The sequence below is a fragment of the Geobacter hydrogenophilus genome (assembly GCF_018501225.1).
Classification (GTDB): Bacteria; Desulfobacterota; Desulfuromonadia; order Geobacterales; family Geobacteraceae; genus Geobacter; species Geobacter hydrogenophilus.
The window spans coordinates 139210-154809 of record NZ_JAHCZI010000001.1; the positions used below are offsets into that span (position 1 = coordinate 139210).

The 15600-nt window shown below is 60.2% G+C and carries 15 protein-coding genes; 6 read left to right on the plus strand and 9 right to left on the minus strand.

The features are described 5' to 3' along the window. Positions 1-54: 54 nt before the first annotated feature. Positions 55-1122, plus strand: coding sequence for a 3-deoxy-7-phosphoheptulonate synthase (locus KI811_RS00665; RefSeq protein WP_214184561.1), 1068 nt, complete (start codon positions 55-57; stop codon positions 1120-1122). Between the two features lie 54 nt (positions 1123-1176). Here KI811_RS00665 and KI811_RS00670 read toward each other — a convergent pair whose 3' ends face one another. Together KI811_RS00670 and serA are read right to left on the minus strand one after the other, a co-directional pair. Continuing rightward, positions 1177-1719: a thermonuclease family protein gene (locus KI811_RS00670; RefSeq protein WP_214184562.1), complete on the minus strand. Its 543-nt coding sequence runs from the start codon at positions 1717-1719 to the stop codon at positions 1177-1179. Positions 1720-1808: 89 nt separating this feature from the next. Then, complete coding sequence (gene serA, locus KI811_RS00675) at positions 1809-3434, minus strand: phosphoglycerate dehydrogenase (protein WP_214184563.1); 1626 nt, start codon at positions 3432-3434, stop codon at positions 1809-1811. A gap of 170 nt (positions 3435-3604) precedes the next feature. Here serA and KI811_RS00680 point away from each other — a divergent pair, with 170 nt between their 5' ends. Then, on the plus strand, positions 3605-4081 hold the full coding sequence (locus KI811_RS00680) for a tRNA (cytidine(34)-2'-O)-methyltransferase (protein ID WP_214184564.1): 477 nt from the start codon (positions 3605-3607) through the stop codon (positions 4079-4081). After that, positions 4075-4461, plus strand: coding sequence for an HsmA family protein (locus KI811_RS00685; protein ID WP_214184565.1), 387 nt, complete (start codon positions 4075-4077; stop codon positions 4459-4461). Before KI811_RS00680 ends, KI811_RS00685 begins: the two co-directional genes overlap by 7 nt. On the opposite strand, the gene KI811_RS00690 is transcribed toward KI811_RS00685, so the two are convergent. The 3 genes from KI811_RS00690 to KI811_RS00700 form a co-directional block, all read right to left on the minus strand. Continuing rightward, positions 4445-6154: an ArnT family glycosyltransferase gene (locus KI811_RS00690; RefSeq protein ID WP_214184566.1), complete on the minus strand. Its 1710-nt coding sequence runs from the start codon at positions 6152-6154 to the stop codon at positions 4445-4447. The genes KI811_RS00685 and KI811_RS00690 overlap by 17 nt on opposite strands. A 16-nt stretch (positions 6155-6170) precedes the next feature. Continuing rightward, positions 6171-6950 carry an HD domain-containing protein gene (locus KI811_RS00695; RefSeq protein WP_214184567.1) on the minus strand — a complete coding sequence of 260 codons (780 nt, stop codon included), beginning with the start codon at positions 6948-6950 and terminating at the stop codon, positions 6171-6173. Positions 6951-7084: 134 nt separating this feature from the next. Further along, positions 7085-8368: a class II fructose-bisphosphate aldolase gene (locus KI811_RS00700; protein ID WP_214184568.1), complete on the minus strand. Its 1284-nt coding sequence runs from the start codon at positions 8366-8368 to the stop codon at positions 7085-7087. Positions 8369-8687: 319 nt separating this feature from the next. Between KI811_RS00700 and mnmH the strand changes: the two genes are divergently transcribed. After that, positions 8688-9725: a tRNA 2-selenouridine(34) synthase MnmH gene (gene mnmH / locus KI811_RS00705; RefSeq protein WP_214184569.1), complete on the plus strand. Its 1038-nt coding sequence runs from the start codon at positions 8688-8690 to the stop codon at positions 9723-9725. A gap of 38 nt (positions 9726-9763) precedes the next feature. Here mnmH and KI811_RS00710 read toward each other — a convergent pair whose 3' ends face one another. Then, entirely contained in the window at positions 9764-10615 is an 852-nt protein-coding gene (locus tag KI811_RS00710) for a rhomboid family intramembrane serine protease (protein ID WP_214184570.1), read from the minus strand. 560 nt (positions 10616-11175) lie between these two features. Between KI811_RS00710 and KI811_RS00715 the strand changes: the two genes are divergently transcribed. Continuing rightward, positions 11176-11331 (plus strand): hypothetical protein, encoded by a 156-nt coding sequence (locus KI811_RS00715; protein ID WP_214184571.1) that lies wholly within the window; start codon positions 11176-11178, stop codon positions 11329-11331. A gap of 29 nt (positions 11332-11360) precedes the next feature. Beyond that, entirely contained in the window at positions 11361-11849 is a 489-nt protein-coding gene (locus KI811_RS00720; protein WP_214184572.1) for an adenosine-specific kinase, read from the plus strand. Between the two features lie 71 nt (positions 11850-11920). Here KI811_RS00720 and KI811_RS00725 read toward each other — a convergent pair whose 3' ends face one another. The 3 genes from KI811_RS00725 to malQ form a co-directional block, all read right to left on the minus strand. Beyond that, complete coding sequence (locus KI811_RS00725) at positions 11921-12508, minus strand: acyl carrier protein phosphodiesterase (protein ID WP_214184573.1); 588 nt, start codon at positions 12506-12508, stop codon at positions 11921-11923. A 107-nt stretch (positions 12509-12615) separates the two neighbouring features. Beyond that, entirely contained in the window at positions 12616-13902 is a 1287-nt protein-coding gene (locus tag KI811_RS00730; RefSeq protein WP_214184574.1) for a homocysteine synthase, read from the minus strand. 117 nt (positions 13903-14019) lie between these two features. Continuing rightward, positions 14020-15510 (minus strand): 4-alpha-glucanotransferase, encoded by a 1491-nt coding sequence (malQ, locus tag KI811_RS00735; RefSeq protein ID WP_214184575.1) that lies wholly within the window; start codon positions 15508-15510, stop codon positions 14020-14022. Between the last annotated feature and the right edge of the window lie 90 nt (positions 15511-15600).

Below are 15600 nucleotides of genomic sequence, written 5' to 3' on the forward strand. Positions count from 1 at the left end.
AGCGCTAGAGTAACTCGTCTCAAATCCCCATGAAATCAAAGGACAATTCCCGTAATGACCAAGACAAGCAACCTGAAGGTCACGAGCATAACCCCCATCATCGCCCCTGCCGACCTGCGGCAAGTCTTCCCCCAATCGCTGGAAACAGCTGAATTCGTTAATGCGAGCCGCGCCCATATCAAAAACATCCTCAAGGGAAAAGACACCCGCCTCATGGTAGTGGTGGGCCCCTGTTCCATTCACGACCCCAAGGCCGCCCTCGACTATGCGGGCCGCCTTGCGCGACTCGCCAGCGAACTCTCCGACCAGCTTTTCATCGTGATGCGGGTCTACTTCGAGAAGCCCCGCACCACCATCGGCTGGAAGGGGCTCATCAACGACCCTGACATGAACCACACCCACCAGATCTCCAAGGGGCTCGGCATCGCGCGGCGGCTCCTGAACGACATCACCGGCATGCTCCTCCCCGTGGCGTGCGAGATGCTCGACACCATCACCCCTGAATACCTGGCCGACTATATCTCGTGGGGGGCCATCGGCGCCCGGACCACGGAGAGCCAATCGCACCGCGAGATGGCGAGCGGCCTTTCCTTCCCCGTGGGCTTCAAAAACGGCACCGACGGCAACCTGCAGATCGCCATCGACGCCATGAACGCCGCGCTCCACCCCCACAGTTTCCTCGGCATCAATCGGGATGGCAAGACATCCATCATCCAGACCACCGGCAACCCGGACGTGCACATCGTCCTGCGTGGCGGCAAGAAACCCAACTACTCTCCCGAGGACATCGCCAAGACCGAGGAGATGGTTGAAAAGGGGGGCATCTTCCCGACCATCATGGTTGATTGCAGCCACGGCAACTCGGAGAAGCGCCACGAGAAGCAGCCGGAGGTGCTTGACAGCATCGTCGACCAGATCGAGGCGGGCAACCGCTCCATCTCGGGGGTTATGATCGAGAGCTTCCTCGAAGCGGGGAACCAGCCCATTCCCAAAGATCTGTCCCAGCTTCGCTACGGGGTCTCCACCACCGACAAGTGCATCGACTGGAAGACCACCGAGGAGATCCTGCGCAGAGCCCATGAGCGCCTTAAGCGCTGCGGCGGAAGGCCGCTCCATGGCTGATCCCGGTCGCTCCCTGACATGAAAAAAAGCCCCGCCTTCAAGCGGGGCTTTTTTTCACCTTCTGTCCATACACAGGTTTCTCCGAAACTCCCACGGTGGCATCGGATTGCGGTCTCGCCACAATCCCCGGCGTGCCTGACGGGCCTCCTGCTCTGCCCCCAGGTATGCCGAGACATGGGGGCGTCGCAGATGCCGGACATAGGCCCAGGCATAGCCCCGACGCGCCATCTCCCGGTTCAGGTCCACCCCATCAAGCAGGATTATACCGACCTGGCGCCTGTAGCTCTGCTCTCCGGTCAACTCCACCGCCACGTTACGGCCGAGAACAAGCCGGCGCAATTCAGCTGCCGCCGCGGCGCCGTAAGGTTGGCCCGGAACGCCTTTCTTGGGGGTCTCGGGCGCATCGATGCCGTAGAGCCTGCAGGTGTAGGCCTTCCCCCCCTGAGGCGTGATAACGACCGTATCCCCGTCCCACACCCTCGTCACCCTGCCGCCGGAAGCGAGGTTGCGGCCGTCTGCCGCTGCCCCGTCCCCACCCGCCGGAACGCCGGACAGCCCGGCCAGCAATGCCGCTGCTATAAGAGCGGTCCGTTTCATCGCAATTTTTACCCTTCAATAGAGAAGGGCCGGCCTCTCCACGAAACCGGCCCTCCCTCAGTATATAATTCTGTCTGCCCGGAATGGAATCAGATGCCGCACCCGCACCCGCGGCTGCACTTGACGCCCGGCATGTGGATTGGTTTGATGAACGTGGCGTCGGTCGCCTTGCGAACTTCCTCCACGACAAAGGGAGGAACCGCCGAGTCGACGGAAAGAATGACCATGGCCTCGCCCCGCTTCTCGCGGCGCCCCAGGTTCATGGAGGCGATATTGATATCGTGGGCCCCCATGATGGTACCGATCTTGCCGATCATTCCCGGCCGGTCCTCATAGGTGAGGCTGAGCATGTGCTCGTCCGGAGCGAAGTCAACCTGATAGTCACGGAGCTTGACGATGCGGGGGCTCCCTTCGAAGAGTGTGCCGGCAATAGTACGCTTTTCCCCCGTACCCTCGATGGTGAGGGTTATCATGTTGGAGAAGGAGGGAGATTGGGTCGACTTGTTCTCCTCCACGGTGATCCCCATCTGGTCGGCGATGAGGGTGGCGTTTACCATATTCACGTCCTGCTCCACCATCCGGTTAAGGATCGACGACAGTCCGCAGACACTCAGAGGAGTGCAGTCATAGTGGGCGATGTTTCCCGCATAGGAGAACGTCACTGTGTCGATATTGGCGTCAACAAGCTGAATGACGAAGTCGCTCATGACACTCATGAGGTTCAGGAACGGCCGCATCTGGTCCATGAGAGCCAGGTCGAAGCGCGGGATGTTCACGGCGTTCTCCAGGGGGAGGTCGTCAAGGTAGTTGAGGATCTCCTTGGAGACGTCCACCGCCACGTTGACCTGGGCCTCGAAGGTATTGGCCCCCAGGTGCGGAGTAACAATTACCCGCTCGTGGGCGATGAGTTTTTGCAGCACGTCGGTCTTCGGCGGCTCAACGCTGAAGACGTCGATGGCGGCACCGGTGATTTTTCCCGATTCCATATATTTGAGGAGTGCCTCTTCTTCGATGATCCCCCCCCGGGCGGCGTTCACGATAATGACGCCGTCCTTCATCATGGCCAGTTCCCGCTCGCCGATCATGTTGCGGGTTTCGTCGGTGAGGGGGGTATGGACAGTGATGATATCGCAGTTGCGGTATATCTCGTCGTGGGAGACGAGCTTGACCCCCAGGTCGTGGGCACGCTTAACAGCGATGTAAGGGTCACAGGCAAGAACCTCGCACTCGAAGGCCTTGAGCCGGGTTGCGACCCGTCCACCAACCTTGCCGAGGCCGATGACGCCGGCGGTTTTCCCCTTGAGCTCGTAGCCGGTGAAGGGGGCCCGCTTCCATTCGCCGCTCTTGAGGCTGCCGTTAGCGCGGGGTACGTTGCGGCAAAACGAGAGAAGCAGTGCCATGGCGTGCTCGGCGGCGCTGTTGGTGTTGCCGAAGGGGGCGTTCACCACGATTACGCCACGGGAGCTGGCGTAATCCACATCTACGTTGTCGATGCCGACCCCGGCCCTAGCGATGAGCCGAAGCTTCGTGCCGGCGTCGAGGAGATCCTTGTCAACGGTGGTGCCACTGCGGGTGATGATGGCGTCGTAGTTGCCGATGATCGCCAGAAGCTCCTCCTTCTTGAGCCCCAGCTTGACGTCGATCTCCACGCGCGGGTCCTGGGCCAAAAGCGCCAACCCTTCCTGAGCCACCTCGTCGGTAACGATGATCTTCATTGCTGCTCCCTTTTCAATGGAATGTGGTGCGAGTATCCGTGATAATCCTGACGGGAAGAAAGTACTTTGCGAGGCTGCGAAGAAGCGCTAATAATAGACCCGTCGACCGGAAAATGCAAGACCGGCGACCACCGGTACACGTATACGACAAGCAGCCAGAAGGAAAGAAGATGGCCGAAAAAACACCATTCCACATCGTCCTCATCGAGCCGGAAATCCCCCCGAATACCGGCAACATCGCCCGCCTCTGCGGCGCCACCGGCACTGTCCTCCACCTGGTGGGGAAACTGGGCTTCTCCACTGACGACCGCTATCTCAAGCGGGCGGGGCTCGACTACTGGAGCGAGGTGGAGATCCACTACTGGGACGACCTTGCAGCGCTTCAGCACGCCTATCCGGAGGGCCGGTTCATCTATACGAGCAAGAAAGCCGAGAAGACGCACGTCGAAGCGGCGTTCAAGGAGGGGGACTTCATCGTTTTCGGGAAGGAGACGGTGGGGCTGCCTGAGGAGCTTATCGAGGCCAATCGGGAAAACACCGTGCGGATCCCCATTTTCGGCAAGGTCCGCAGCCTCAACCTCTCCACCTCGGCGGGAATCGTTCTTTACGAGGCACTCCGCCAGACCGGGAGGCTCGAACGATGCTGAAGATCGGTATCATCTACATGAACCTGGCGCTTCTCTTCTACACTTACGCCGTATTCAGCGGCAGGAGGGAGGGGCTTCACCGCAAGCACCTCATCGTGTTCGGCATCGGCCTGCTCTTCGACTACCTGGGCACTCACCAGATGAGCCTCTACGCCAGGGCCTTCGGCAAGGCCCCCGAGTGGCACAATCTGACCGGCATCCTGTCGCTGGCAGGGATGGGGTTCCACTTCCTCCTGGCCCTCGCCGCCTCACTCGCCCACCGGGCCGAGCGGGTCAACCGCACCTTCCACCGGGTGAGCCTCACCATCTACACCCTCTGGTGCATTGCCTTCGCCAGCGGGGCCCTGGCGGGGATGGGGCGGGTCATGGCCCGGCATTGAGCCCGGCCCTGCCCGAAATATCGCCGCGCCTCCAAAGCACAAACCGCTCATCATCGCTTCCCGGTCGCCTTCCCTCCCAGACCTTCACCCATCCGGCCGTGGGAGGGACATCCTTCGGCTCCTTTCGCAACTGGTCAAGGTGGAAGGTACAATCAAAGGAAGCGCCGACCTCGACCCGCTTCGTTACCACGCCCGCTTGATACTCGAACATCGCCCGCTCGGATTCGCCGAGCCCTCTGCTGGAGATACATCCCTGATGAGGAATCACCCGCGCGAGGGAAGCAGCCACTTCCCGATAGCTCCGCCCTGCATCCTGCCAGGGAAGCCACAGTGTCATGGCAACTCCCCACGCCATTACCATCCCCGCCCCCCAATTAACGCTTAAACGGTATCCAATACGCCTGCATCGCCAGACAGCCACTCCCCACCCCACCGAGTAGAGCAGTGCCGCTACCATCAGGAGTGGCCTGACCATCGGGTCATGGGGGTGTCGGCGCAGGATTGCGCCGGCGACCGCGGCGGGAACCCCCGTGGTCATGGCAAGCCAGCCGCCCCAAAGAAGCAGAGCCACTACCGCCGGGATTGCAACTGCTGCGCCATTCAATCTGCGGGCGAGGCGGTCGTTCAGCAGTTCCTCCCCCCGCACCGCCAGAAGCGCAAGGGGCAGGAGCATCGGGAGGGCATAGAGGCTCCGTGCGTCACAGGAGAAGCTCAGAACTGCCAGTATGACCACGAATGCCGTGAGCGGCATGAGGAGCGGAGAGCCACCCCTGCGCCACGGCCGCTCTCTTGCGATGGCGAGGATGGCCAGAGGGAGCGCCGGCCAAGCATACCACGGCAGGGTATAGAAATAAAAACCGGGCTTGTTTTTGGGACCAAGGTTGTTGTGGCCCAGGAACCGCCCGACGTTCTGGACCCACAACCACTCCTCGAAGAGATGGGGCGCCTTGAGATAGAGTGCGTAGGGCCACACCACAAACCACGGTGCCACCGCAAGCAGGGCAACCGCCAGGGTCGCGGCGTATCGGCGGCTTCGCCACTCCCTTGTCACCAGTGGCAGTGCCAGGGCAATCGGCCCGAGAAGCCCCGGCGCGAGGAGTCCCTTGGCCATGAACCCCATGCCGGTGCCGGTGCCGAGGAAGAAGCCGCCGGCCAGATGGCGCCGGCGACTGAGTGCCAGTCCGTACAAGGCTACCGAGAAACCGGCGAAGAGAGCAGTATCGGTAATGAGCTTGTGGGCCGTCGACTGTAGCCCGATACACCCCAGGACGAGGAGCACAGCGATCCGTCCCCGCCCCCTGCCGAACAGTTCGCGGCCGGAAAGCCCCACAAAGAGGAGCGCAACCAGGGAATAGAAGCCCCCGGCAAGGCGCGCCGCATCATGGAGGGGCATGAGCGGCGAAAAGAGTCGGGCAAAGCCGGCCGCCGTTATAAAGAAGAGGGGCGGCTTCTCCATGAACGGCTCCCCCGCCAGGGTCGGTACTACCCAATCGCCGGTCCGGAGGATATGGTTAACCAGTCCGAAGGTGTAGGGCTCGTCGGCCTTCCAGGGGTCATGTCCCATGAGCCCCGGCACGACCCAGGCGATACAGAGGATGACGACCCACAAGACGCCCGGCGTTCGGACAGACACCCCCTTCCCATCAGACACGCCTTTTTTCTTCATCTCTTTCAGCGGATCTATCGTCTTCATTGTCTCCTTCACGAATTCATCGATCCGATGCAAGCGCCGCCCGGACAACTCCGAGTGCACACCCCACATCTTCCCTACGGGGAAGGGTGTCGGCAAGGAGTTCCACGTAGCCCCGTTCCTGTACCAGTTCCCGGGAGCGGGGGAAGTTGAGATCGAATACCCAGGAGAGTTGGAAGAGCTTGAAGTCGTTCAGGGTTCGGAGCATGGCGAGGTCGACCATCTCGCCCCGCAGGAGTGTGGCAACCACCGCTGAAGTACACTCGGGGTTATCGGGGAAGCCGAGGCTCACCGCCGATGCCCGTTCCGATGCCGGCTGGCGATAGAATTCGATAAAAACCCGCCATATGTCGAGTTTGTCTGCATCGCGGATCAGCCGGAGGAAGAACCGGTGCCGTTCGTCCAGCGCTGCGGGAATCCGGAAGACGTTGTGAAGACCGACGGAGCCAAGGATGAGACGCTGATCATCTTCGGAAATTCCTGCCAGCACCTCTTCCTCCTCCAGCACCTGGGCGCCGAGCGCGGCATGATTGATCGAAGAGCTGTCCTTAAAGGTGTGGAAGCGACGGTATTGCTCAAACCGGCCGACGTCGTGGAACAACGCTATCGCAGCGGCGAGGCGGCGGTCTTCTGGAGAAAGAACCAGGGAATCGGCGAGGAGCTCCAGGACGGCGCAGACCTTGGCGGTGTGCTCCTCCTTGAGGCGGATGTTCCGATTATCCTCCTCGTTGTCAGTGTAAAAGGTGCGACAGTAATCGGCGAACCAGCGGTGGAGCTCAGAAAGGTTGGAAGTATCCATAGGCAGATCAACTAATCCTTCATATTTGGGTGCAATCTCGACAGGCGATGGCCAAATCCCATGGAGTCCACGCGGCCGTCAGATACGGAAAAGGGGGCTTTCGCCCCCTCTTCTCTCACCATGTCAACCGATGACTAATCGTCAAAGTTCCCTTCGGGCCCCTTGTCGCTGGCAATGGTCTTGGCCCGCTCGATGATCTGCTCCTTTGTCCATCGTGCCGGGTCCTCGATTCGGCTCCCCTTGGGCCCCACGTCATGGGAGCCGGCCTTGAGGATCGCCTCGATGGCAAGAGGAGCCGTGTCCTTCGCATTGAAGACCTCAGTCATCATCTTATAGGCGAAATCCTCGACCCGCTTGGCCATTCGGTCGCGGATCTCCTTGGGCTGGGCCAGGAGCTTATTCTCGAAGGGAAGGTTCAGGTTCTTGTAGTCCCCCTTCTTCCACCCTTTCGACTCGGCGTAGGCCACGATCTCGACCCAGAGTTCCTCGGTCATCCCCTCGCCCTTCACCTTGATGAAGTTGCCGTCGCCGTCCAACTGGGCATTGCCGTAGTCGTTCACTTCCAGGCCCCAAGAGATCATCTGAAGGGCCGTGGCCACGTTGGCCTTGGTGGTGGCGGTCTGGCTGGCGATCTCACGGAGCCGCTCGGAGCTGTTCCCGGAGGTGCCGTGCTGGGCGCCGTTCACCTTGTAAGGCTCCAGGGCCTTGTGGATCCCTGCGGTGAGCCCCACCTGGATGCCGGCTGCGGATGCTTCCAGCCCGTGGGTGGTGCCGTTGTTGAGGGCGATCCAGTCGGGGAAGATATCGTGGGCGTTGAGCCCCTGGATCAGGAACTTCGCTTCGTCCACCGTGGAAAGACCCTGGTTCCCCTTGATCTCCCCCACCTCAGTCTCGAGACCTGCCCACGCCGGGATGAAAGGATTGATGTCAAGGTTGGCCAGGAGGTTCTGGTCGTCGGGAAGATGGGAGGCGTCAATGGCGATGGAGGTGATCCCTGCCTCGAACATGGTCGGGATCTCCACCTTGGCGGCGGCCAGATCCTTGTCGTTCTTGATGCCGTAGTGGTCGGCATGAATGGCGACCGGGACGGTGATGCCGAGTTCGTTGCAGAGGGCATCCACGATGCGGGCCATGTTCCAGTAGTTGACCGCGCAGTATGCCTTCTGGCCACCTTCCGACTTGGCGATTTCGATGATGATGGGGCAGTTGGCCCGCTGGGCCGCCATGAGAGCACCGCGGATCACGAAGTAGTTGCGGCCGTTGGCGGCCATGGTTATGGCCTTTCCCTTGGCGAGCATGGCCCGGTCCACCACCTTGCCGCTCACGATGAGGGCCTTGGAGTTGGGGAAAAGCTTCTGGATGTTGGGGGGACGGCCCACCTGGAGGGCCTTCTCGAAATCTGCGGAGTACAGTGCCATTCATATCCTCCTTCAGTTTTAGTGAAATTTTTTCGGCAGACAAAAAACAGCATCTTATAGCATGTTAACTCGCACTAAAGCAAGGAATAATCTACGTTTCCCGCCCTTTTGACTCCCTCCGCGACCGAGTATGCGGGCATATTATCTGTCTCGGATGAAGACGAAGGACAAGACCTCTTCGAGCGAAAGGAGCCTTCCATGCCATGTAAATTGCCCCTCATCTTCGAGCTGTACTGAGCGTACTGTCACGACAGAACTCCGCCCCTTGCCAAAGCTCTTCCTTCCCCCGTATAATAACCTGCTTTACAAGGAGATTTCCGTGACCAGAACCATTTCATTCCATGAATCACTCCTCGACACCCATCTGGTGGTCGATGCCCGGACCCCCCTCGAATTTGAGGAGGATCATATCCCCGGCGCCATCAACGTGCCGCTCCTCACCGACGAAGAGCGGGTGGAGATCGGCACCCTCTACAAGCAGACCGGCCCCCTGGAGGCGAGGCGCCGCGGGCTGGAGCTGACCGCGCACCGCTTCCCGGCCATGGTGGAGAAAATCGCCGCGGCCGCCGCGGGACGTCCCATCCTCGTCTACTGCTGGCGCGGTGGGCTGAGGAGCAAGACCATTACCTCAATCCTCGACCTCACCGGCTTCGACGCCGTCCAACTCGTGGGAGGCTACAAGGCGTTCCGCGCCATGGTGACGGAGTATTTCGAGTCCTTCCACCCCCCTGTCCCCCTTGTGGTGCTCCACGGCATGACAGGCGTCGGCAAAACCACCTTTCTCCTCCAACTGGCCGAGGCGGGCCACTCCGTTATCGACCTGGAAGGGCTCGCCTGCCACCGGGGTTCGGCCTTCGGCTCCCTGGGGCTCTCCCAGGACCTCTCCCAGAAACGGTTCGAAACCCTCCTCTGGGATGCCTTCCGGAAGCTCCCAACCGACAGGCCGATCCTCCTGGAGGGAGAAAGCAAGCGGATCGGCAGGATCAACCTGCCGGGCAACCTCTACGATGTCATGCGGGAGAGTGTGAAGGTCTGGTGCAATGCGTCGGTGGAGACACGGGTGGAGCGCCTCATCGGGGAATATGGCCTCCCCGAATATCGCCAGGGGATGGCGGAGGCCCTGGAACGCATCCGCAAGAAGCTGGGGGGAGAAAAGTTCGAAGAGATTTCGGGGTATCTGGAACGGTGGGAGTTGGATCCCTTCATGGAAGGGCTCATCCGGAACTACTATGACAAGCTCTACTACAAGACGCGGGAGTGGACCGAGGACGCAATCGTGTCACTGGAGGACTTCACCGCCGGACGCCGGGAACTGGAGGAGTTTCTCGGTGCCCGGCAGTGGCGGTTGGTGAATTGACGGAATGACAGCTACGGGGATTAAGGAACGCGCACGGTTCAGTGCAAAGATCTCCCCGCAAACGTGACAAAGGCCGAAAGGAGCCCCAGAGCGAGCGCTGCGGCCGTTGCCAGGATGCACCCTCCGGCCAGGAACTTGTGGAAGAGATTCTCAGTCCGCCGCTCCCGGTAGTCGAGCAGGAACCCCAGGACGATCCCCCCCACAACGCCGCCGCCGTGCCCCCAGTTATTGATCCCCGGCACGATGAGGCCGAAGAAGAAAAGCCCCACCACCCAACCCCATACTTCCTTGAAGACCGCCTGCCCGTAGACCCCGCCCCTGCTCTTGCCGTAGTAAAGCAGGGAGCCAATGAGGCCACAGAGGGCCGCTGAAGCGCCGATGGTGTAACCCACCCCCGCCAGGTACGACAGCACGTAGCCGCAAACTCCTCCGATGGTATAGATGGTGAGCATCCGCCAGGCGCCGTACTCCTGGACCACCAGCGGCAGGAGCTGGCGCAGGGCCATCATGTTGAAGAAGATGTGGAGCGGCCCCCCATGGAGGTAGTTGGCGGACAGAAGCGACCAGAAACGGCCATAGCGATCGATGGGAACGACGCCGGTGGCCCCCAGGGCCAAGAGGCTTCCCTGATCGGGCGAGAGCGCAGAGAAGAGTCCCCCGTGACCGGGAGAGTGATTGCTGATCAGCAGCGACACCAGGTACATCACCATGTTAACCGTGATGATCATAGTGACGAGCCGGTCGGCGCTCCCCACGCTCCGGGTGAGGGGGTTGTTCTTCAGCCACGAACCGGGACGGGAGGTGCCGCACCAGGGGCAGGCAGGCTCGTCGCGACTGATGAGCCTGCCGCAGTTCGGGCAGAGGATCGAGCGGCGCTCGGGAGTTGTCATGGTGACCTCATGGTAGAATAGCCATCGGCTTGGCGATATGTCTCAGACGTTTCTGTATCCTACCGCGGAGAACTTGCCGGTGCAAGAAACCTCACGATATCGTAAATAATTCCGCAGATTTTGACCCACTCGAAGACCGCGCCTGTAGCCGGTTCCCAGGGGGGACAACTTTGACATTCTCCCCTAGGATTACTATAATAATTATGAAAGAAATGATCTTTGACAGCTACGGTGCTTCGTGAAGCGACGCGGAATACGCAGTGCTGAATTCCATCCGCCAGGAGCGTGAAACCTCTTGAAAAAGGGGAAATGGAACGGATACCATCCGTCATGGCCCTGCAAGGAGCATGGCGGAAAGGTCCGCGAGATTTCCACCGACGGATTGGGAAAAAGAGCCTCGACGAAGTACCGCACAACGAAAGCCCCGGAAGCAGTTCCGGGGCTTTTTCCTTGCCCTCTTTGCCAGGAGCCATGCCTGCGGGTTGACAGGGAACCCCAAGCGTTTATAGTTATCGGGCCGTTAGCGGCATTGAATATATCCCACAGAGGAGGAGACAGGCATGCTCTACTTCGTGAAAGAAAAAACCATCCACACCTTTCCCGTGTCGAAAAGGTGCACCGTACAGCGCGAGAAGGAGCAACTGCGGGATACCATCCCGTCCGACGTTGAGCAGTGCCCTTACTGCATGCACAGTTGGCCCGGCGAGGAAGAATAACATCCTTCTCTGCCACAGGGGAGTGCCCCATGAACCTTGAAATCAACGCCATCGCAATCGACATTCCCGACGGCTGCAACATCATCCTTGGCCAAACTCACTTTATCAAGACCGCCGAGGACCTGTACGAGATTATCGCCACCACTGTCTCCCAGGCACGGTTCGGCATCGCCTTCACTGAAGCGTCGGGGCCATGCCTTATCCGCACCGAGGGTAACGACGACGAATTGATCCAGGCCTGCGTGCGCAACCTCCAGGCAATCGGATCGGGCCACGTTTTCTGCATCCTGCTGCGCGACGCCTATCCCATCAATATCCTGAACCAGATCAAGAACTGTCCCGAAGTGTGCGGTATCTACTGCGCAACCGCCAACCCTCTCCAGGTGATAGTCGCTTCAACGGCCCAGGGGTCGGGGGTGCTCGGCGTCATCGACGGATTCCCTCCCAAAGGGGTCGAGTCAGACGACGAGCGGCAGAAGCGACGCGATTTCCTGCGTGCCATAGGGTACAAACGCTAGGGATTGGGCCAACATCTCAACGTTACAGGGGACATCCACTGCTATCGCGTGGTGTCCCTTTTTTTATCCTCCTACCGATCAACCTTACCAATGAACTCTTCTGAAAAGGTCATGAGCGCCGGATAAAACCAGCGAAAATCATCCCGCAATCCGCCATAGCAGCGCAGGAGCTCATCGGCGCCGTCTGCCAGGGGGTTCGGCCTCCCGACCCGCGCCGCCATCCGGCGGAAAACCCGGTCTATTCCTTCGGGCTCGGCATAGGAGGGGAGCCACTCGCCGAAAATCGCAGGGACAACCCGCACCAGGCGTTCGGGTAGGTGTGCGGCGCGGCTCCGCACCACTGCCTCGGAGCGGGCGATGAACGCCTCGATGGGTTCTGCCGAGTAATGTCGCCAGTTGGCAGCAAGGAAGTGATCGTAGAAGAGGTCTACCATAACCCCGCGGTAGAGGCCGAAACGCGGTTCTATCCGCCGTCGGCTGGCCTGAAAGGCGGGATGCCGGGCAGCAAAGGAATCGATCCGACGGTGGAGTTCCAGGCCAAGGGTAACGCGGGGGGGAAAACGCCCTTCGAGGCGCCCCTTGACGAAGTCTCCCATCATGTTGCCGGTGAGGATATCGGGATCGTCGCCCGACAGGTGGAGGTGAGCGAGAAAGTTCATGATAGTGGTGTACCGCTGCCCCCCGGTTGATGCAAATGAAAAAAGGCGATCTTTGAGGATCGCCCTTTTCCCGGTGACCAATTCAACACCCCAAAGGGTAGATGGAGTTACCCTTGGGACGCCGCCAACGCCTGGCCGATGTCTGCAATGATATCAGCCACCTCCTCAATGCCGATGGAGAGGCGGATATAATCCTGAGTGACGCCGCTCGCCAGTTGTTCCTCCTCGGAGAGTTGCTGGTGGGTGGTGGAGGCGGGGTGGATCACCAACGACTTGGCGTCGCCGATGTTCGCCAGGTGGGAGAGCAGCTTCACGCTGTCGATGAACCGTCTTCCCGCCTCGAGACCCCCGTTGATGCCGAAGCCGATGATGGCGCCTTCCCCCTTCGGCAGGTACTTCCTGGCGTTGCCGTGGTCTTTGTGGCTCGCAAGGCCGGGATAATTCACCCAAGAGACAAGGGGGTGCTTTTCGAGCCATTGGGCAACCGTCCGGGCGTTCTCCACATGGCGGGCCATCCGTACCGGGAGGGTTTCCAGCCCCTGCAGGAAGAGAAACGAGTTGAACGGAGAAATGCAGGCTCCCATATCGCGCAGGAGCGTGATCCTCATCTTGAGAATGTAGGAGAGGTTCCCGAGGGCTTCCCAGTAGCGGAGGCCGTGGTAGGAGGGATCGGGCTCAGTCATTTCGGGGAACCGGCCGTTGTTCCAGGGGAACTTCCCGCCGTCCACCACCGCGCCGCCGATGCTCGTGCCGTGGCCGCCAATGAACTTGGTGAGGGAGTAGACAACGATGTCGGCGCCGTGCTCCAGGGGCTTGAACAGGTATGATGTGGTCACGGTATTGTCGACCACGAAGGGGATGCCGGCTTCGTGGGCGATGCGGGCAATGGCCTCGAAGTCGTCCACGTTGTTCTTGGGATTCCCCACCGACTCGGTGTAGACGAGGCGAGTCTTGTCATCGATGGCTCGTCGCACGTTCTCCGGGTCGGAGGTATCGACGAACTTGACGGTAATCCCCAGTTTGGGGAGGGTGTAGTGGAAGAGGTTGTAGGTCCCCCCGTAGAGATAGCTGGTGGAGACGATGTTCTGCCCCGCCTGGGCAATATTGAGCACGGCGTAGGTGATGGCCGCCTGGCCCGAGGCGACGGCAAGTGCCCCAACCCCACCGTCCAACTCGGCAAGGCGCTTTTCCAGCACGTCACTGGTGGGATTCATGAGCCGGGTATAGATGTTGCCGAACTCCTTGAGCCCGAAGAGGTTGGCTGCATGCTCTGAACTCTTGAAGGCGTAAGACGCGGTCTGGTAGATGGGAACCGCCCGGGAAAGGGTTGTGGGGTCGGGTTCCTGGCCGGCGTGCAGGGCGAGGGTGTCGAAGCTTATTTTCGTATCGGTCATTGACGTCTCTTCTCCCGGGGGTGCGAAATATAACCCACCTTTATTGTTATATACAGTGCTTGAAAATGTAGTTAATACCTACCGCGCCTGTCAAGAACATTTATCCACGGAGTAGAGCTATTCTCCCCGCTTTCTCCCAAAAAGCGTCGTCAATTCGTGGAGCCTTTCAGCATGCTTCTCTGACAATGCCCCTGCTGTGAAGCGCCACGACCAATTGCCGCGGGGGGTTCCCGGAAGGTTCATCCGGGCGGATCCATCGAGGCCGAGGATATCCTGAAGGGGGAAAATCGCCAGATCAGCTACTGACGCCAGGCCAAGCCGTACCAACTCCCAATGAATCTCTTTGCCGGAGGTCCCCGTGTAGGCAAGGACACCCTTGCGGTTGTGAGGGGAAAGTGCATTGAACCAGCCGACGGTGGTGTCATTGTCGTGGGTGCCGGTGTAGGTCACGCAGCCAGGGATGTAGTTGTGGGGGAGATAGGGATTCCCCGGACCGGAATCGAAGGCGAACTGCAGGATTTTCATGCCAGGGAAACGGTAACGGTCCCTCAGTTCCTCCACTTCCGGCGTGATCACTCCCAAATCCTCGGCGATGATGGGGAGTTGCCCCAAGGCGCCGATGACGGCGTCGAAAAGAGGAGCCCCCGGCCCCTTGACCCATTGGCCGTTAACGGCGGTCTTTTCCTTGGCCGGCACTTCCCAGCACGCCTCGAAGCCCCGGAAGTGGTCGATTCGTACCATGTCGCAGAGGGCGAAGCTACTGCGGAACCGCTCGATCCACCAGCCATATCCCTCGGCGGCCATGGCGTCCCAGTTGTAAAGGGGGTTGCCCCACCGCTGACCGGTCTTGCTAAAGTAGTCAGGAGGGACTCCGGCAACGACCGTCGGCTTTCCCTTCTCGTCCAGCTTGAAAAGATGGGGCGCGCTCCAGACGTCAGCCGAGTCAAAGGCGACGAAAATCGGGATATCGCCGACGATGCCGATCCCCTTTCCGTTGGCATACTCCCTGATATGGCGCCACTGACGATAAAATTGCCACTGGGCGTACTTCTGCTCTCCAATGGCCACGCCGAGCCGGACCGAATACTTCTCCAGGGCCGCCGGCTCCCTGCGGGCGATCTCCTTGGGCCAGGAGGTCCAGCTCTTCCCCCCGAAATGCTCCTTGAGCGCCATGAAGAGGGCGTAGTTGTGGAGCCAGGGAGTTGTGTCGCAAAAATGCCAGTACTCCTCCTTCCTCTCACGGTCGCCAAGGGCGTAGAAATGGGCGGCCGCCGCCTTAAGCAGGGGAATCCTGTAATTTTCCGCCAGGGCAAAATCGACGTATTCCGCAGGGAAGACGGGGACCGGCGCGCTTTCATCCAGGTCTCCCTCGTCCACGAGGGCGGTAAGATCAATAAGAAGCGGATTCCCCGCAAAGGCCGAATAGCATGAGTAGGGTGAGTTGCCGTAAGCGGCCGGACCGAGGGGGAGAATCTGCCAGAGGCTTTGGCCAGCGGCCTCAAGGAAATCGATAAAGTGTCGGCACTCCTTTCCGAGGGATCCAATTCCCCCCGGACCGGGAAGAGATGTGGGATGGAGGAGAATGCCGCTTTTTCGCCGGTGATGCATTGGTACCTCGCTTTCCGTTAAAAGCGTTGCCAACGGGGCTCTCAATTATATACAGTAAGCCCGGACAGAGTCGGGCAGGCCGTCACGGTA